The organism is Bacteroides helcogenes P 36-108 (genome assembly GCF_000186225.1).
GTDB lineage: Bacteria > Bacteroidota > Bacteroidia > Bacteroidales > Bacteroidaceae > Bacteroides > Bacteroides helcogenes.
In genome coordinates this window covers 555,020-572,625 of record NC_014933.1, presented here as the reverse complement: position 1 = coordinate 572,625, position 17,606 = coordinate 555,020, and the positions used below count along the sequence as shown (strand labels likewise).

The following is a 17,606-nucleotide window of genomic DNA, read 5'->3' as shown; positions in this document are numbered from 1 at the left end:
TCAAGACGGAGGCCAGCAGCTATATTGTATGGAAAAGAATGTTTCTGTTCATTCGCTTACATTATTATAGATGGTTCATTCTACTTTTAGTCTTACTTTGTCATCTGGCAATACATCCCGTCTATCATGGAAAGGAACTGACAGCGTTGGGCATGTCCGTCGGGATGCTTGTAGCCCACGTGCATCCAGGTAGGCACTCCCTGCTTGTTCTCGCCCTCAGAAATGAGTTGGTCAAACGGATGTCCGGCGGACAGAAACCGACGGCAGAAATGCTTGAACTCCACCATCTTGTTGGTTTTCATGGCAGGCGTATCCGACTTTCCATATACCGGAACCAAGTCGAAGGCATAGCCGTGGCAATGCGCGGAAGTGGTGGAGCCGCCCACCGCTTTGTTCAGTGCCGGGCCGCGATAGCCCGAGGAAATGCGGATGCCGGGCGTGCCCAGTCCATTCTCATTGCAATGCTGTTCCCACGCATCGTGCAGCGAGTCTATCAGCGTTTCTATACTCTCGATGATGTGCGCCTTGTGTTCTGTACCCGGTGTATTGTCTATGCCTTTGGCAATCGCCGTATTGGAATGTGTACAATCCTCCATTGTAAAATGTTTCATAGCTCAAATCTTTAGCTGTTTATATTTAATTTGTTCCTTCATTCGTATGCGTTCCTACCGGCATATTGGGAAAAACGAACGTCCCGCCCTTCTCCTTGCGGGGAGAGGGGCAGGACGAAATAATGGGGGGGATGAAGCAAGGTTTACAGCAAATCCGTAATGGCTTTTGCCGGAATGCCCAACTTGGAGAAGGCGAACATCTTTTTTCCCAAGTCCTTCAGCGAGGCTCCGATGTGGTACACATCCGTACTGTCTATTATCAAAAAGCGGTCGTGGGCTTTTTTGTAGGCGTGCACCGCTATCGGAGGATATTGGCTGTTGTGCCGCTCCAAGTCCAGTTGAAGCTGTCGGCCTATTGTCTGTGTGTAGATGTCGGCTGTCACTCCGTTGTTCCGCTTGCTGAACATCAGTAGTACGGATTCGTCCACATAGTTATCTATCAGCAGGATGGACTTCTTTGCCGTCCGTATCAAGTCTGTGGCGAACTTGTAGGCATCGAACAGTTGACCATCGTAGAAGATACCCTCTATGGGTGGCAGCGAGGTGCGCACGAAAAATTCTACTTTATCTGTCAGATATTCAATTTGTTTATCATGCTTTTGAAGTCTTGTATCCATCTGTTCCAACCGATGATTGACAGAATAACCTTTCAGCAGATATTCTTTCAATACCATATTCGCCCATTGACGAAATTGCGTACCTCGGTAGCTCTTGACACGGTAGCCTACGGAGATGATAACATCAAGATTGTAATAATCCACCTGATAGCTTTTGCCATCGGAGGCAGTGTAGGCAAATTTTGCCCAAACTGACTTTTTCATAAGTTCACCTTCCTTGAAAACATTACGAATATGCTTGCCTATCACGCTAATATCTCTGCCAAACAATTGCGACATTTCATCGATTGACAACCATACAGTCTCGTTTTCCAATCGCACTTCCAGTTTCACCTCGCCATCGGGCTGATAGAGTATGATTTCCCCTTGATTCTCCATTTATAATGTTTCTGTTTTGTTCGGTGGGTAAAGGTAGTATATTTTATCTGCCTATCAGCCAATAGCTATTGCTTTCTTTCTTTATTTCGTTTTCCCAACATGTCAAAGAGCGTTTCGTAGCCTTGCTTTCAGGCATCTATCTTCATTATCTCTTTGTTTCTTTCAATTTATACTTTCATTCGTATGCGTTCCTACCGACATATTGAGAAAAACGAACGTCCCGCCCTTCTCCTTGCGGGGAGAGGGGCGGGACAGGAATAGATTATTATCTTTCTATATAAATCAGGCTTGTGTATCGGCCACAGTTTCCAAGTCAAAATACAGCAGGCGTGCAGTATCTTCCTTGTCATCATCATTCAAAGCCACAAAACCATTCTTCAGATAGAACGGAACTGCGTCCGCATAAGCATCCACCGTCAAGAAACGGCAGCCGGTCTTATTGTCTGTTATGAAGAAACTCTTGATAAAGTCCACCAAATAAGAACCGAAGTGCATACCTTTTGCCGAAAAGCTGACTGCCAAGCGACATAGTTTACCGGCAGGATAACTCTTCAGCCGTTTATCGTTGACAAAGCGATGCTTGCGGAAACGGTTGAACTCCGTTTTGTTCTCAAAATCACTCAATGAAACACGGTCGTTCGCCAAACTGAAATAAGCTAATAGTTCTCCTGTCGGAATATCCTCCAAGATATAAGTGACCGCCAACAATGCCTTGCGGTATAGGGAGGCTTCTTTTAAAATGAATTCATTCAAGTCCGCGTCTCCGCAATCGAATGACTTCATATCTTCATCCGGTTGCAGCTTACGAATTCTTACTTGCTCGTAATTCATCTTCGTATTTCTTTCCGTTTTCAAACCACTGCATCACTACGTGGTAATGCCTTAGCCTTCTTTCTCTTTCTTCCGGAGATTCTTTGGGCGGATTCTTCATCCGTTCCTCAAACCGGCGGGCATCTTCACCAAAAAGTATAGGTGTCTCTTTTATCGGTCTTGCCATCGTTGCTTTCCTTTCTTTTATTGAACGTTGCAAAGGTAGTGCATAATGAACGAACCGCCAAAGATACAATACATTATATTCTTTTTCCCGTATCGTTTTCCCAACATGTCAAAGAGCGTTTCTGTTTTTTTCTTATTTAATCCCTATATTGAATGCTCTACCATTTCAGTATGAACAGTTTTAACTTTCTTATGTCTGCCATAATTATCATTTTTAGCTATTACTGATTTTGTTCCATCGGGTTACAAATCCTGATACTCATGATCGGCGAATTACAAATTCGCCGGAACGGGCACTGCTGACAGCTTGTTGCAGCCCTTTCAGTATATCTGATAGTGCGTATTTCGGTTTCTTACTGAATATTCCGACGGTTATCATCTTTAAAAGACATTCATTCTTTTGTGAATATGACGTATTTGCACTATCTTCGCACTCAAACAAAGCGTGATAATGGAAATTACTTTTGAACAAGAATATTTGCGCGATATGTACCGCACGGGGAAGTCAACCGACAAAAAACATCGGTTTCAGCCTGAAATTATCCGCAAATACAGAAAGGTTGTCGATATTATGATAGACCAAACTGACACCTCGGATTTAAGAAAATACAATGGCTTGAATTACGAGCAACTGAAAGGAGACAAGTCCGGGCTTTCTTCCGTAAGGGTAAACGACCAATACCGCATTGAGTTTGAAGAAAAGACCGTTGGCGAACAAACCATTGCCTCGATTTGTAATATAACAGAATTGTCTAATCATTATAAATAAAGAAATTATGATTACTATTAAAGGGGTTGCCCCAGATATGATTGCAAACAACATTGAGCCTTTCGAGCCAACCCACCCGGGCGAAGTTCTGAAAGATGAGATAGAATACCGTGGCATTTCACAACGCAAACTTGCCGCAGAAATGGGTGTGTCATACACGCAACTGAACGAGGTGTTGAACGCAAAGCGTCAGTTGACCGTGGAATATGCCTTGTTGATTGAAGCCGTATTGGATTTGCCTGCCGAGCCCCTGATTAAGATGCAAGCACGTTACAATATGCTTACCATGAAGCGCAACAAGACCTTCGCCCAACGTCTTGAAAAAATCCGCAAGGTTGCGGCAATGCTGTAAACTCAAAAAATCCGATTGGATTGACTATGAGGATTTTTAATCCGGATTATTATTTCGGATAACAACCCCTGATACTCACGACCGTTGAATTGCAAATCGGCGGGCGGAATGACTGCCAACGAAGCATAAAAATAGAAACGGAATGATTGGTTATTTGAATCTTTAGGCTATATTTGCGCTATTACTTTCATCAGCATTTGGGGATATGGAAAATCCGTGGGTGATAGCTTCTGTAATAGTAGCATCAGCCGTCACATTAATAACCGGTCTTTGGCTCGTAAAGACTAAAAGCGGAAAGGAGGAGTGAATATGGGAGCAATAGCAGTTTCAGTATTTGTTACGATTGTAGCCATTATCGGTGCGATATACTTCAAGCACCAAGACAAGCAAGCCGGAGCATGAAGCTCCGGCTTTTTCATTATAAACTCTGATACTCAATCATTCGGATGACATACCCGGAAGGACGACGACGACATCCGCCGGGACGTATGATATATACGGAAGGACGGACAGAGGAAAGGCGGACTACTGAGCGAACATAATCAGGCTGCATTGGGTACGACCGAACCCGGACAGATAGACGTCGTCTTTCACAAATGTCAACGCGTCAGCAGAGTTAGGTCCAGCAGGACTCCGCAACCAATACTTGCCCCTAATGCCTGCTTGGTAGAAGACGTAGTAGCCTGTTGCAGGCAAGAAAAAGTATTTGTCGATATCTTTTGCTGCAGGACGACCAGGCGTAGCGGAAACTTTATTCTTCAATTCTGTATCCGAACTTAGATTTATATGTTGCATCTTCATCAGCCACAAGCCGGAATGATAAGTAGTTGTTGTACCATTGCTCCCACTAAGAGTGAAAGTCTGCTGATTTTCACCTGCATCCCCTGCGTCCCAATAAACACCTGCAGTCAAATACTTACAGGCCTCATCCCAAGTAATAGCGTCCTTACAAGAGTTGATGGCTATCTCTTTCTTTTCGAATTCGTCAAAACTCTTGTCGGGTGTCCAAGAAGTATCATCATCCCAATAGAAGTAATTAGCAATGGTAAATCTACCTACGAAATTAGCCGGTCTCTCCGCTGCAATGTCGTAGGTATAGCAATTCGCTGCTTCCATTGTCAGGTTGGTTGTGTTATCGGCACTCTTGGGAGTATAGTAGTAGATGCCGACATTGGGTACATCTATCTTGACGAAGTTATCGACTACTTGGCCGGGCAGCAGGAGCACTTCGTAATACTCTCCGTTTTTGTAGGGAGTAATGTCTTCGGCTACGGCATCGGATGCAGCTTGAATCTCTCCATTGGCGTAAGTGGTCTTGGCAATGCCTTTTACTGTGACGGTGGGGGTCATGTCTTGCAGTTTGGCGATGGGGTTGATGCCTTCTTGTGTGATGGCGTTTCCCGTCAGCTTGAAGCGGAACTTTGCCAACTTATGCGCGAACGGCAGTGATGGCGTGGTGTTAAAGGCGGCCGTTGCGGTGGCCTTCAGCACGTAGGGCAAAGCACCGGATTGGTCTTTCAAGTAGTCGGAAGTGGCAGAAGCAGGATACCATGCGGTGATGGTCTGTCCCGGTGCGTTGCTCTGCCAATAGACGGGCGTGTTTGCGGCTTGTGCATTGATTGTGCCATCAGCTTTTAGGGTATATGTACCCACTGTGCCGTTGCCTATCTGCACTTTAATTGGGTCGCCATCCGTCCACTTGCTGCTATGAACACCGTTGTCGTCATAATCAGATACACGTGTTTGCGGTGTTGCCACCACTTCGCCCCGCGTGGCGGTGAAGGTCAGCGGATACATGCCTTCGGGCAAAGTTTCCACGGGGTTGTCCGTCATGTCTTCGCTGCTGCACGAGGCAAGCGTGGCGGTGACGGCCATTGCCAGCAGCACAATAGCGCGGACGCTGCGCCTGCGGACAAAAAGAGAGAATGTTTTCTTGTTCATATACGCTTAATTTTAGATTTCGTTCCTTATTAAGCGTTCTGTATGAAAGGGGGAGTGTTGGAGGAGGGGCTATTCGTCCGCTTCGTCGTCTACAATCGTTTCCAAATCGAAATAGAGCAGACGGGTGTCGGCATCGGCATCTTCGTCGTTCAAAAGGATAAAGCCATTCTTCAGATAAAAAGGTATCGCATCAGCGTAAGCGTCTACGGTAAGGAAACGGCAGCCGGTCTTGTTGTTCACTACAAAATAGCTTTTAATGAAATTCAAAAGAAATGAGCCCAAGTGCATTCCTTTCATTGATGAGCTAACTCCTAAACGGCATATTTTCACAGCAGGATAACTTTTCAGACGCTTCTCGTTGACAAAACGATGCTTACGGAAACGGTTGAATTCTGTCTTATTGGCAAAGTCCGTCAAAGACACCCTATCATTCGCCAAACTGAAATAGGCAGATACCACGCTGCTGTCTTGTTTGCTTTCCACGATGTAGCTGACCGCCAAAAGAGCTTGCCTATAAAGAGCTGATTCCTTCAAAATAAAATCGTTCAAATCTGCGTCTCCGCAATCGAACGATTTCACCGTTTCCTTTCGTTTCAATCTACGTATGTCATACGCAGATGCAAGCTGTATTCTATGTTGCTGCTCCATGCTGATTTATACTTTTAGCATCTTCATTGCAGTTTCATAGTCTTTCAGTCTTCTTTCCCGTTCTTCCTTTGTTTCCTTTGGGGGATTCTTCATCCGTTCCAAGAATCGGCGGGCATCTTCCCCGTAAAGTATCGGGGTTTCCTTAATCGGTCTTGCCATTTTGATTGTTCTCCTTTCTATTGGTTTTTGTTTTCCAAGACAAAGGTAGGCTTTTTTTCCTAATCTCCAACACAATCTTTCAAAGAACGCTTGTTATTCAACTATTTGTGTGCCACCGGCAGCGGCGAAGCTGCCCGTGTGCTACCTTGTGGGGTTGCTCGCTCCGGGCTTGCGCACTAAAGTGCCCGGCGATGGCTGTGGATTGTAAGGCTTTATTATTGCATTTCGGCGTTGCCAGTGCCTGTTTTTGGAGTCCACGGAGTGATTGTGGAAGTTATGTCCAATGAGGTCAGATTAACCGTTATCGTATAGGTGTAAACATTGCCGGAGGTAAGTGCAACACTGTTGATGGGATTACCACTACCGTCTTTCAGGTCTTTTGAAGTCAACACTCCGCCATTTGCCAACGTCACTTCAATGAAACTGGTTTCAAGTGTCTGCGGAACAACGATGGCACTTCCTGATAAGGCTGAATTGGTCTTGGCCTTAACGATGATGCCTTTAGCATCTCCGCTGGCTGTGGCTGCTATAGTTCCGGCACTCGGATTCAATGTAGTGGAAGGTAGCACATTCTTCAATGTCACAACGGCATCGGTTAAACTCGGTGCTCCACTGCCTTGCACCAATGTTATGGTGACCTTGGAAAGTAGATGTGTGAAAGTAAGTGTGGTGGGTGAACTGGTCCGGGCTACGGGATTCTGTGCAGGCTTTCCATACATCAAGTCACTCGCCTTGTAGTTCGCATCATCGTTTTGGTTTTCTTCTACGCTGAAAGTAAGGCTTGTGGCAGCGATATCAGTTACCTTTCCCGACGGGTAGTAGGCATAGATATTCACGCCGTTGCCACTGGCGGGGAAGTAGGGCTGACTGCCGGTGGGAGCACCCATTACACCATTGCTCCCCGTTGTATAAATCAGGGGCTGGCCATAGATAGTGGTAGTGGTAGCATCCTGCCCTGCTTGCGTGTTTTCACTGATAAACACATCAATTTTCTCTCCGCTGGCAAACTGGCTGCCTTGGATGTCGGTGGCAGCACGTGTGTCGGTCTGCTGCACCGTCAGCCCGCTACTCAGGCGGATTTCTCCTGCCCAGTTATCGCTCTCATCGTCATTGTTGCACGCTGCCAGCACCGTTGCGGCAGCAGCCATCATCATCATAAATTTTGCTTTCATTGTCTTTTTACATTTAAAAATTAGGGAAAATATTATTCTGTTTTTAGTTTCTCTTTTTTCCGGTTTCCTCAACGGGTTAACTGTAACCAGTCTCCTCTACCGGTGGTGTGGTATTATTCCGCACTGCCCGTCTCGCCTTCTTCACCGTTGCCCGCAGTCCAGTCGGTGACGGTGGAAGTCACGTTGACGGCGGTCTTGGTCACGGTAATCTTGTAGGTGTACTTCATGCCCGCCTTATACTCTAAGGACAGCTTGGCACTGTGAATCTCCCAAGTGAACGGCGTGTCGATGCCTTCCAGCGTGAAGCGCAGGTACATGCCCTCGGTGGAAGCATTGGGCAGCACGATGCCCTCGGCGGAGGTTCCGTCGGCATTGGTCAGCAGGGTGATGTCTTTAGGCTCTGCCGGAGTAGCTACGTTCACGTTGCCGCCATTCACCACGTCGTAAGTGGCGAGGACGGGCTGGTTGGTAATCTCCACTTTCAAGTCTTTCATGTCCTCGGCGGTCAAAGATGTGCCGTCGGGCAGGATGGTCATTTCCAATTTCACTAATTTGTGGGCGAACTCGAATGCTACGTCCGCATCGTTCTTGTTCTTGCCCGTCACTTTGGCGGCTCCCATCAGGTCGATGGCTTTCTGTGAGGTCTGCGTAGTCACGTCCACCGGATAAATGCCGTTCGCAATGGTTTCCCGGTAGGGATAGTAGGCGGCGAAGTCTCTCGTATCTCCGTTTATCGGGAAATAGATGGTGTTGGCGGCATCGGCCTTGAATGTGCCGCTTGTGCCGTTTTTTTCGGTGGTGTACTTGCAGTTCTCCGCTTCCGCCGTCTTATCGTTCAGCATGTAGATGCCGATGGCATCACCGCTTTCCCAAGTGTTGTTGTAGGCACGGGTTTGCATATGGATGCCGCTGCTCACTTGCAGAGCCACGCGGTCGCCACCGTTCGGGGGCGTTCCCTCGTTGTCGTTGCCGCAACCTGCCATCAGCAGGAGGGCGGTTGCCATAAAGATGTTCTGTTTATTCCTTCTCATATTTTTTATTATTTGGTTTTTATTCTCTGTTATTTGATTTCTAACTATCACCTAATTCAAGTTTTGCAAGTTCCTGTTTTCGGGAGTTAAGGAGTTAAGAAGTGAAGGAGTGAAGGAGTGAAGGAGTTAAGCCGATAGTCTTGTGATTTATTACCTATTAACTATCATCTATCAACTAAAGAAGACTATCGGCCTTTAACTCCTCAGCCCGCTTGCGGGCGATAACTCCCTCTAACTCCTTCTAACTCCCTTAAAAAAGACAACTCCTTCTAACTCCTAAAAGTTTTGCTACTTGCGAAACTTGAGTCAGTTTACCGTAATGCCCCCGTTATCCACCGTGTTCCAGTCGCTGATGGTGGCGCTCACACCCAGCTCGGCGGGCAGCGTCAGCGTGGCATCCAAAAACAACGGCTCGATTTCTCCGCTGCCGAAGTTCTTCAGGGCTTCGGTGAGGTCGGTCTTGATGGTCTGCACCGTGCCGTTGGTAAGGGCTACGGCGATGTTCAGTTCCTGCTTCTCACCCGTCATTACGCCGAGCAGTCGCAACGAAGCCGCCAATACCGGATTTCCCGTGGCGCGGGTTGTTTTGCAGGCGACAGACGGCGATGCCGAAGTCCCTGCACGTGCCTTTCCGTAGGCGGCAGTCCCTAATGTGAATACGGGGACAACCGCCTTTCCTTCCGTTGCTGCCACGTTTCCGGTAGTCAAATCCACGGACGGAGCGATACCCGTCAGCGTGGCGGTGGTTCCGGCTATGCGCTGCTCGTCGCCGTTGTTCAACTTCAGCGTTAATGTCAATGTGCGGATGTGCTGCATCATGGGTACGGTCACTTTCAGCGTATCATCCTTCGGTATAGTCAGCTCTTTGGCCGCCGAGAACAGGAAGCCCGGCATGGGGTTCAGCGTTCCGTCTTCCAATGTGTTCACCGTGGCGGTGGTCCCATTGATGGTGATGCCGTCCGCTTGGTGATAGACTAACAGATGTTGAGTGCTTGGGGTAAGCAGCGACTTAAAGAGGTTCGTTTCGCCGCTTACCGTCTGCTCCTCGCCGCCCGTGCTTCTTGTGGCAGGCTCCACGCTGCCGATACGCAGGATATAGCTTTCCGGCAGCACGGCATCCGAGGATCGCCCCGTCCAGTCGGTGGTAATCTGCACCGCACCCTTGTCGGGATGCGGGGTGTTGTAAAGCTCGTCCTTCACGCAAGCGGTCTGCAAGAAAACCGCCGCTAAGGTAATCACTGCGGCACATGCGGAGAAAACCGTTTTACGAACAGCGTTTATTCTTGATGAGCGTCCGTTTTCTGTCATTCTTTTCTGTATTCTTTCCATATATCTCTTCTCCTTTTCTTTCAAAACAGTTTCCACATCAGTGTCACTCCGGCAGATACCGGGCCCCACCGGTTCTTGCTTTCGCTGCCTTGCTTCACCCTCACGCCATCGATGACCACGTACTCGTCATAGTCGGTACGAATGTAGCCCAAGCCGAGCGAGAAGTCTATTGCAAGTGCACGGCTCAGCGGCAACTGCCATCCGCCCGTGATGCCGCCGCCCTGCAAGTCGCCCTGCTTGCCTGTGTCGCCAAGCTTGTAGTTGAACTCTCCGAAACGGTACATCGCTCCGAGATAGGCGCGTTTCTCCTTACCTATATAATAGCGCACTTCGGGCGACACGCGCCAAAGGGCATAGCGGCGGTTCTTGTTGTCCCAGCTCCACGAGGTCCGGCTTCCGTTTACTAAAATGCCCACGTTGCGGTTGATGCGCCACTCCACGCCGAGGTCGGGGGTGAGCGTAGCCCAGCGCAGCAGGTTGGCACGGAGAGCCAATGTATAGGGGGTGGCTTTCAAATCTGCCAAGACAGAAGAGGACTCGGCGGCTTTCAAATCTGCCGAAACAGAAACGGTGTTTTCCGAAACGGATGCATTTTCCTCCGGCTCTTTCTCCGTAACCGCTTGTCCGGCCACAGCCGAAGCGTTCTCTTCTTTCGGCTGCACCGTCGGTTTGTCTGCATCTTCCGTAAGAGTAGCCGGGAAGATGATTCTCACCGTCACAAAGTCGCCGCCTTCGGCATGGTTGCGGGTGATGAAGCACTCCTCACGCAGCCCGTTGTGCAGTATTAGCAGTTCACTTTTCACCCGGTTGGAGCGCAGCTTCGCCACGGCAAGGTTAGCCTTTGCGCCCGCAAGGGAACTGCAATATCCGTCCACGTGGAGGGGCAGCCTGCCGTCCGCGATTTCCTGCCGGTATTGCCCTACAAACCGGGACAGGCGTTGCATCTCGGACAGGTTGTCCTTGTAGGGAATGAAAAACACGTCTTTCTGGGGTACGAACCGGAATTCGTACACGCTGTCCGCCTCTGCGCTTTGGCTTTGCGCCCGCAAGGGCAGCACTGACAGCATGACAAGCGGCAGCCACATCATTCTTTTCAACATTCTATTTATGATTTGGATAAATTCAGCAGGAGACACGGGGGCTTTCATCCGGTTCACGGCGGGACGCTTGTGGGGAGGCGCAAAATCCTTCACGCCGGGATAGGCACAACTTCCCGCTATGCCCGTTGTCACTGCACCCGCTGTTAGGACAGGGCAGTTAGAAAGTGTTGGATGTAGGAGAATACCTCTGCTATTAGAAAGTGGAAGGGCTTGTTTTTCAGCCGATTTTTTATTATAGAGAGGTGGTAAGAATGTGTGTGTGTGTGTTTACACAAATATCGGAAACCGCCAAATTATCAGCGACATATTTTTCCTGAACAAGAATATATTCTATTCCTGCAAGAGAATTTCTGCTGTATGTCATTGTTCCGTTCATCTTTGTTTCCGCCCTTTTCACATGTATGAAGAATGAGCTTGGGGCATAGTTGTCGGTAAAGTAAGTAATGAAAATATTGTTAAGCAACTTTAGCGGCTTATTTAACATAAAAAAATCTCTTTTTGTTCTAAAAGTGTTCTATGCTGTTGGTGCATAAAGAGAATGTGGAAGACCTTTTTTATCGGGTTCTTCCACATTCTCCGGTTCTTGTCCGCGTTTAGCGCATCGTTGCATGCACTCCCAACGTGCTGGCGATGGCGGCAATAATGGTTCCTATTACTTTAAGGATAGTCTTCCAGTTTTCTTTGCTTATTTTCATGATGTCATGGTGTTTTTGGGGTTCGTTATAATTCTTTTGCCACGTCAAAGCACGGGCACTGCTTCGTCCATTCGCATGCTTCCACTGTTCCGTTGCCGTCGAGGTCGGGGCTGAGGTCACGGTGTCCGCAGAGGCGGGCGTTGCGGAACTGCTTCAGCAATTGGTGTATCAGCAGGCGCAGTGCCCACCGCTGTTCCGGCGTGCGGGTGTCTTTGGGGTTGCCCTCTGCATCCAGCCCGCCTTCATAGCAGACGCCTATCGAATGTGCGTTGTGTCCGCGGCAGTGCGCGCCGGCCAGTTCCAGAGACCGCGTTCCGAGCACGGTTCCGTCGCGGCGGATGTAGTAGTGGTAGCCCGTGGTGCTGAAACCGCGGCGGCGGTGTTCGGCTTCGAGGGCTTGGAGGGTGAGCGCGTGTCCCTCACGCGTGGCGCTGCAATGCACCACGATGTAGTTGATTTTTCGCATGTCGATGATGTTTTTTTGATGATTGGTGTTTGATGTTCTGTCATTCAAGATTGTCGGTGTTTTGCCGTTGTGTTGTGTCTGCCTCCGTTTCTTGTTCGGAGGGGAGTGGCGGCCGTGTTAGCCTAATGGATTCTCGTTCTCGTCACCACCGCCCGAACCGCTGCCCGATCCGCTGCCTGTGCCTCCTGCGGCTGTGGTGTCTTTCAGGTCGAAGCGCACGCACTTCACGCCGCTGACCAGCGAACGGGTGGATACACTGCCATTGGCCTGGCGGGTGGATGCAGGCAGAAACCGCACGTGCAGCGAGGCTTGTGTAGCCGATACCTTGGTCTCGTCGGCCACGCCGTTCTGGGTGGATTTCATCACGAGGCGGAAAGTACCGAGCCCGTCCAGCGTCACGCTTTCGGACGACTGGAGGTGGCGGGTGAGCACAGTCACCAGGTTGTCGATAACGTTCTTGGAGTCACCGGTGGAAAGAGAAGAAAGCTCCGCTATTTCACGGGCCACCTGGGTGGTTCCCACGTTTCCCGTCAATATCACGCGGGGATAGAAAAGCTTCTGGCCTGCCTTGTTGGCAAGGATGGACTGGAAAGATTTGTAAATTACTGGCATAGTCGTTTTGTTTTTAAATTGTTAATGAAATGTTTTTATGTTGTGTATTTAAGCTTAACCACATTGCAAAGATAAGGCTTTTTGCAGAGGGATGCAAATTAAAAACGCCGTTTTTCTTCATGTTTTTGCCTCTGAATGTTCACGTATTTAAATCTTTGTGTTCCCCTGTCTTAATCGGTGCGTACTTTCGGCCTGCTTTGTTCTTCTGCTTCAGCTTGTGCGTACTCTCGCTCTGCTGCATACCTCTTGCTTCAGCCTGTGCGTACTTTCAGGAACTTCCTTTGGGATAGCACAGGCTCAGCAGATAGCGTCCCGGCTGGCGTATCTTGCCGTGGTCGCTCCGCAGCGTGGAGAAGCCTTTCCACATGGGATGCCCGATGGCGCCGAAGTTGCTTTTCAGAACGAGGGCATACTGTTCTGCCGCAGGAATGCGGAATTGGCGCAGGCTGAGCAGAAGCCCTTCCAGATTGCGCGGCGTGCCATCCTGCGGAGGCTTCATCTCGCAGATCTTCTTGAGATATTCCTCCTCTGCGGACGAAGAGTCCGCAACCTCAGAAATTCCCCCCTCTGCTGTGCCGGGGGCCGAAGGAGGGGGATATGCTTTGCTTTGATGTGCTATGCTGTGCTGTGCTATGCTATGTGTACCCGATGTTACATTTTCGGGCGTTTGCGTTACATTTCCGGGTGTTTGCGTTACACTTTCGGGAGTAGAGGGCGATGTGCCTTCTTCCGTTTTTCCGGCGGACGGCTCCTCGTCTTCTTCCTCATCCGTGAGGCGATAGAGGGGGTCGATGAGCGTAGATCTCCGGCGGCGGGTGCTGAAGATGTACTGGCGCTGTATCTCGGCGGAGGTCAGTATGCCGTACTTTTCAAAGAGGGCGGCGTCGAATATGCCGTACTCCACGGCCAGGGCGAGTATGCGCCGCACGTCTTCCTCGTTTTTCTCGTAGAGGCAGGAGGAGATGTCTTCGTAGAACAGGTTGTCGGTGCGCACATAGTAGCCCTCGCCGGCATAGATGCACGACAGGGCGCCGAGCAGGATGGCCAGGGCGCCGTCGCCCTCGCGCTTCATGATGCGGCGCGTCAGGCGGTCGTGTATGAAATCGGTGTTCAGGGGGAAGTAGTCGAGCCCCCGTCTTTTTACTCTTGCCATAGGATCGAGGTGTTAAGGGTGGATGGTCGGGAGGATGGATTCTCTTTCAGACGCTCGCGCTTGCGCTCCACGCTTTCGCGCACCACCTGCTTGGCGTGCAGGATGAGCAGGAGGCGGAAGGGGCGGTCTGCCAGGCGGGTGATGACGGGATAGCGGCACGCTTGTTGTCGTTCTTCTTCTCCGGCCTTGGTGTCCTGTGAAGATCGGTAACGGTTGTGGCTGAACGAGCGGCGGCATTCCTTGCAGTAGTTGTCCGGCAGTTGTGTGCGCTTGTCGATGTAGAAGGCCTCCACGGGCAGTGGCCTGTGGCAGCATCCGCAATGGCGGACGTTTTTTTCGATGTTCTGTTGCATGTCTTTCTTTTCTTTGTTGTAAATTATTGATTCAGTAGGCGTGTCCGCATATCCTGTTCTCAGGTGTCTGTGGGCGGGGTGTGCTGCATCTATATATCCGGCGGGCTGCATCTATATATCCGGCAGCCTGCATCTATATAAGAAGCCTGCCGCAGCTATGCGGCTTGCGGCGAAGGGCCCGGCGGACTTCTTTTTGTAAACATTCCGGTTTGCAGGGCTTTGCTGCCGGAGAAGGGGGGAGGCGTGTTTTCCATAATTATCCATCTTTATAATTTGCATTTATAAAACAAATGCGTACTTTTGTCTCGGCAAATATAAGATGATTTTTATATTGAAAACAAATGTTTTCAGGATGAAATTATTAAAAAGTTTGCAATCCTTTGTCAGTCAGCCTCCAAGCTGTTTTGAGAAGTTTTTACGGAAAGAATTTTTATATATCAACCAAACCATCCAAAGAGATGAACGAAGAAAAAGACCGGATGTTCTGTGCCGCCGAAATAGTGAAGCGCGCCAAGTTGGAGAAGAATTTTAAGACGGACAGTGAGCTGGCCGCCTTTTTAGGTATTTCACGCTCTACGTTGAGCAACTGGATTGCCCGCAACAGCATCGATTTCCCCTTGGTGTTGGGCAGGTTTGGCGATGTGGACTACAACTGGCTGCTGACGGGAAACGGAAGCCCCGCCCTTCGCCCCGCATTCTGCGAAAGCCCTTTGGCGAGGGGGGAAGTCGAGCTGATTCACAATCCCAAAACAACGGAGGCTTTGGACGACCGTGACGTTTCACTATACGACATCTCCGCCGCCGCCAACCTCAAGACGCTGCTCACGGACAAGTCTCAGCATATCTTAGGCAGCATCCGCATTCCCAACGTGCCCCGTTGCGACGGCGCCGTCTATGTGTCCGGCGACTCGATGTACCCCATTCTCAAGGCGGGCGACATCATAGGCTTCCGCAGCATACAGGACTTTGCGAGCGTCATCTTCGGCGAGATGTACATCGTCTCCTTCCAGCGCGACGGCGACGAGTACCTCACGGTGAAGTACGTCAACCACTCCGATGCGCCCGACTGCCTGAAGCTCGTCAGCTACAACCCCCACCACGACCCCATGGACCTGCCGCTGAAGGACATCAACGCAATGGGCATCGTGAAGTTCTCCATCCGTAAGAACCTCATGATGTAGGAGGGGAGGAAAGATGTCAGTATAAAAAAATCTCCCTCTTTCATTTGCATTCTTCCCGAATTTGCTTTTACTTTGTTCATCGTTGCGTTTCTCTCAGGAGAAAAGGCGATTAGGATTGTTGAACTTTAAAACTATCAAGAAACACCATGAACAAGAACAAGAAAACAATGCACAGCCGGAAGGAAGAAGAACAGGGCAAAAGAGTGATGATCACCATCGGCATCATAGCCGTGGTGCTGGTGATAGCCATGTTGGTGGGCTATTCCGTGCTGGGCAAATAAAAGAAACGGAGCGTATGCCGCAAGAGATAGAACGCAAATTCCTCGTGACGGGAGAATACAAGTCACAGGCCTGTTCGCAGAGCCGCATCAGGCAGGGGTACATCAGCAGTGCGCGCGGGCGCACGGTGCGTGTCCGCATCCGCGACGGCAGGGGCTACCTCACCATAAAGGGAGCTTCCGACGCATCGGGCGTCAGCCGCTATGAGTGGGAGAGGGAGATCCCTCTGCGCGAGGCCGAAGACCTGATGCTGCTTTGCGAGCCGGGCGCGATAGACAAGACCCGTTACCTTGTGCCCTGCGGCCGCCACACCTTCGAGGTGGACGAGTTCTATGGCGACAACTTAGGGCTGACCGTGGCCGAGGTGGAGCTTGCCTCGCCCGACGAACCTTTCGAGAGGCCCGGCTTCATCGGGAGCGAAGTGACGGGCGACGTGAGATATTACAATTCACAGTTGATGAAACACCCGTTCAGGGAGTGGTAAGAGGAAAGGGGCATGGCTTCCATAAACAGAAAATCACCCTCGTCACAACTATCGTGGCGAGGGTGATTCTGTATAGGCAAAAGCGAGTCTCTATATGTGCTTTATGGGCAGAGAATCTCTTATTCGTTGATTGTACAGATGCTTACACGGTTCCAGTCGGCTTCTTCAAACATGTTGCCTACGCCCTGTCCTTCGGCTTCGATGCGGCCGGCGGCAATCTTGTACTTGCTTATCAGTGAAGATTTCACGGCTTCGGCACGCTGCTTGGCGATGCGTGCGTTCACCTCGGCGCTGCCTTCGGGTGAAGCATAGCCTTTGATGACAACCTTGGCGCTCTTGTGGTTCTTCAGGTAAGTGGCGATGCGCTCAACGTTGGGCAGTTGTGAAGCGTCGATGGCAGTCTTTCCCTGACGGAAAGTGATGACGGACTCCAGAGAGTGCTTGCTGTTGTCGATGGTTTCTTTCACTACCTGCGGAGCCTTGTTCTTCTCGGCGTTCAGTGCGTTCTGCAGATTCTCCACATCCTGACGGCTCTGCTGCAATGCGGCGGCTGTGTTGCCGGCTTCCTGACGCAGTGCGTTGATCTGTGCGTTCAGGCCGTCAACCTCTGCCTGATTGTAAGGCTTCACGCAAGTGAAGTGATGCTGGCCGTTGCTGCTCTTGAAGTGGTACACCAGTCCGGCAGTGATTTCCCATGCGGCCTGGTTGGCGTTGAAGCGGATGGAGCTGTTGTCCTTCTGGTGCAGGTCATAGACCAGCGCCGGGCGGAGGGCTACCGTCCAGGCCTTGCTTTCGCCCAGGTTGAAGTTGAGGTTGAAGCCGTATTTGGCTGCCAACGTGTTGCGGTCGGCGCCGTTGGCGGCGTTGTTGATGTATCTCATCCAGCCGAAGCCTGCGAGGGCTTCCACTTCAAACAGGCGGGGAGTGCCTTTATATCCGGCGAACAGGTTGTTCAGGTTGATGCGGCCCAGCAAGTTCAGGCTTGCATTGTCAAAGGCAGTGCTGCTGGCGCTGGTATTGATGCTTCCCATAACTTCACCCGTCAATCCCAAAACCGGAGTAACCTGCTTGTTCAGGTTGAGGCCGATGACCGGACGCATGTTGTTGAAGAACGCGCTGTGTGTCAAAGGAGTGGTTCCGCCGACGTTGATACCGATAGACCAGTTGTCTGTGAACTTGTTTCCTTCCACTGCTGTCTGTGCAGAGGCGCTGAGCGTGAATGCGCAGACTACTAAACCTACTAAAAATCTTTTCATAAATCTTATGTTTTAAAATTCGGG

Annotated in this window: 21 protein-coding genes; 4 read left to right on the top strand and 17 right to left on the bottom strand. The window is 50.1% G+C overall.

Going from position 1 to position 17,606, the window contains the following annotated elements; translation table 11 throughout:
- Positions 1 to 92: 92 nt before the first annotated feature.
- From BACHE_RS16820 to BACHE_RS02235, 4 genes are all read right to left on the bottom strand, one after another.
- Entirely contained in the window at positions 93 to 611 is a 519-nt protein-coding gene (locus BACHE_RS16820; RefSeq protein WP_013546083.1) for a D-Ala-D-Ala carboxypeptidase family metallohydrolase, read from the bottom strand.
- A gap of 143 nt (positions 612 to 754) precedes the next feature.
- Positions 755 to 1,606, bottom strand: coding sequence for a virulence RhuM family protein (locus BACHE_RS02245; protein WP_013546082.1), 852 nt, complete (start codon positions 1,604 to 1,606; stop codon positions 755 to 757).
- A 282-nt stretch (positions 1,607 to 1,888) separates the two neighbouring features.
- Positions 1,889 to 2,437 (bottom strand): GNAT family N-acetyltransferase, encoded by a 549-nt coding sequence (locus BACHE_RS02240; RefSeq protein ID WP_013546081.1) that lies wholly within the window; start codon positions 2,435 to 2,437, stop codon positions 1,889 to 1,891.
- The gene (locus BACHE_RS02235; protein ID WP_013546080.1) at positions 2,409 to 2,603 is read right to left on the bottom strand and encodes a hypothetical protein; all 195 of its coding nucleotides are present in this window, start codon (positions 2,601 to 2,603) and stop codon (positions 2,409 to 2,411) included. The genes BACHE_RS02240 and BACHE_RS02235 overlap by 29 nt, the downstream gene beginning before the upstream one ends.
- Before the next feature lie 450 nt (positions 2,604 to 3,053).
- Here BACHE_RS02235 and BACHE_RS02230 point away from each other — a divergent pair, with 450 nt between their 5' ends.
- Together BACHE_RS02230 and BACHE_RS02225 are read left to right on the top strand one after the other, a co-directional pair.
- Positions 3,054 to 3,371 carry a type II toxin-antitoxin system RelE/ParE family toxin gene (locus BACHE_RS02230; protein ID WP_013546079.1) on the top strand — a complete coding sequence of 106 codons (318 nt, stop codon included), beginning with the start codon at positions 3,054 to 3,056 and terminating at the stop codon, positions 3,369 to 3,371.
- Between the two features lie 7 nt (positions 3,372 to 3,378).
- Positions 3,379 to 3,723: a HigA family addiction module antitoxin gene (locus tag BACHE_RS02225; RefSeq protein WP_013546078.1), complete on the top strand. Its 345-nt coding sequence runs from the start codon at positions 3,379 to 3,381 to the stop codon at positions 3,721 to 3,723.
- 525 nt (positions 3,724 to 4,248) lie between these two features.
- Here BACHE_RS02225 and BACHE_RS16580 read toward each other — a convergent pair.
- The 12 genes from BACHE_RS16580 to BACHE_RS02170 all read right to left on the bottom strand — a co-directional run bounded on the left by BACHE_RS16580 (position 4,249) and on the right by BACHE_RS02170 (position 14,382).
- Complete coding sequence (locus BACHE_RS16580) at positions 4,249 to 5,664, bottom strand: fimbrillin family protein (RefSeq protein WP_013546077.1); 1,416 nt, start codon at positions 5,662 to 5,664, stop codon at positions 4,249 to 4,251.
- Positions 5,665 to 5,733: 69 nt separating this feature from the next.
- A complete protein-coding gene (locus tag BACHE_RS02215; RefSeq protein WP_013546076.1) occupies positions 5,734 to 6,312 on the bottom strand; it encodes a GNAT family N-acetyltransferase in 579 nt (192 codons plus the stop codon).
- A gap of 6 nt (positions 6,313 to 6,318) precedes the next feature.
- Positions 6,319 to 6,471, bottom strand: coding sequence for a hypothetical protein (locus BACHE_RS17500; protein WP_013546075.1), 153 nt, complete (start codon positions 6,469 to 6,471; stop codon positions 6,319 to 6,321).
- Between the two features lie 215 nt (positions 6,472 to 6,686).
- On the bottom strand, positions 6,687 to 7,643 hold the full coding sequence (locus BACHE_RS02210) for a fimbrillin family protein (protein WP_013546074.1): 957 nt from the start codon (positions 7,641 to 7,643) through the stop codon (positions 6,687 to 6,689).
- Positions 7,644 to 7,756: 113 nt separating this feature from the next.
- A complete protein-coding gene (locus BACHE_RS02205; RefSeq protein ID WP_013546073.1) occupies positions 7,757 to 8,674 on the bottom strand; it encodes a fimbrillin family protein in 918 nt (305 codons plus the stop codon).
- Positions 8,675 to 8,980: 306 nt separating this feature from the next.
- A complete protein-coding gene (locus tag BACHE_RS02200; protein WP_013546072.1) occupies positions 8,981 to 10,003 on the bottom strand; it encodes a FimB/Mfa2 family fimbrial subunit in 1,023 nt (340 codons plus the stop codon).
- A 20-nt stretch (positions 10,004 to 10,023) separates the two neighbouring features.
- Positions 10,024 to 11,235: a DUF3575 domain-containing protein gene (locus tag BACHE_RS02195; protein WP_013546071.1), complete on the bottom strand. Its 1,212-nt coding sequence runs from the start codon at positions 11,233 to 11,235 to the stop codon at positions 10,024 to 10,026.
- A 461-nt stretch (positions 11,236 to 11,696) separates the two neighbouring features.
- Positions 11,697 to 11,798: a smalltalk protein gene (locus tag BACHE_RS17495; protein WP_013546069.1), complete on the bottom strand. Its 102-nt coding sequence runs from the start codon at positions 11,796 to 11,798 to the stop codon at positions 11,697 to 11,699.
- 25 nt (positions 11,799 to 11,823) lie between these two features.
- Positions 11,824 to 12,264, bottom strand: coding sequence for an N-acetylmuramoyl-L-alanine amidase (locus BACHE_RS02185; RefSeq protein ID WP_013546068.1), 441 nt, complete (start codon positions 12,262 to 12,264; stop codon positions 11,824 to 11,826).
- A 117-nt stretch (positions 12,265 to 12,381) separates the two neighbouring features.
- Positions 12,382 to 12,876, bottom strand: coding sequence for an HU family DNA-binding protein (locus BACHE_RS02180; RefSeq protein ID WP_013546067.1), 495 nt, complete (start codon positions 12,874 to 12,876; stop codon positions 12,382 to 12,384).
- Positions 12,877 to 13,144: 268 nt separating this feature from the next.
- Entirely contained in the window at positions 13,145 to 14,029 is an 885-nt protein-coding gene (locus BACHE_RS02175) for a DUF4373 domain-containing protein (RefSeq protein ID WP_013546065.1), read from the bottom strand.
- Positions 14,017 to 14,382, bottom strand: coding sequence for a hypothetical protein (locus BACHE_RS02170; protein ID WP_013546064.1), 366 nt, complete (start codon positions 14,380 to 14,382; stop codon positions 14,017 to 14,019). The genes BACHE_RS02175 and BACHE_RS02170 overlap by 13 nt, the downstream gene beginning before the upstream one ends.
- A 458-nt stretch (positions 14,383 to 14,840) precedes the next feature.
- Between BACHE_RS02170 and BACHE_RS02165 the strand changes: the two genes are divergently transcribed.
- Both BACHE_RS02165 and BACHE_RS02160 read left to right on the top strand, forming a co-directional pair.
- Positions 14,841 to 15,563 (top strand): LexA family transcriptional regulator, encoded by a 723-nt coding sequence (locus BACHE_RS02165; protein WP_041579133.1) that lies wholly within the window; start codon positions 14,841 to 14,843, stop codon positions 15,561 to 15,563.
- Between the two features lie 295 nt (positions 15,564 to 15,858).
- Complete coding sequence (locus BACHE_RS02160; RefSeq protein ID WP_013546060.1) at positions 15,859 to 16,326, top strand: CYTH domain-containing protein; 468 nt, start codon at positions 15,859 to 15,861, stop codon at positions 16,324 to 16,326.
- Between the two features lie 119 nt (positions 16,327 to 16,445).
- On the opposite strand, the gene BACHE_RS02155 is transcribed toward BACHE_RS02160, so the two are convergent.
- Positions 16,446 to 17,582 (bottom strand): OmpA family protein, encoded by a 1,137-nt coding sequence (locus tag BACHE_RS02155; RefSeq protein ID WP_013546059.1) that lies wholly within the window; start codon positions 17,580 to 17,582, stop codon positions 16,446 to 16,448.
- Positions 17,583 to 17,606: the final 24 nt, after the last annotated feature.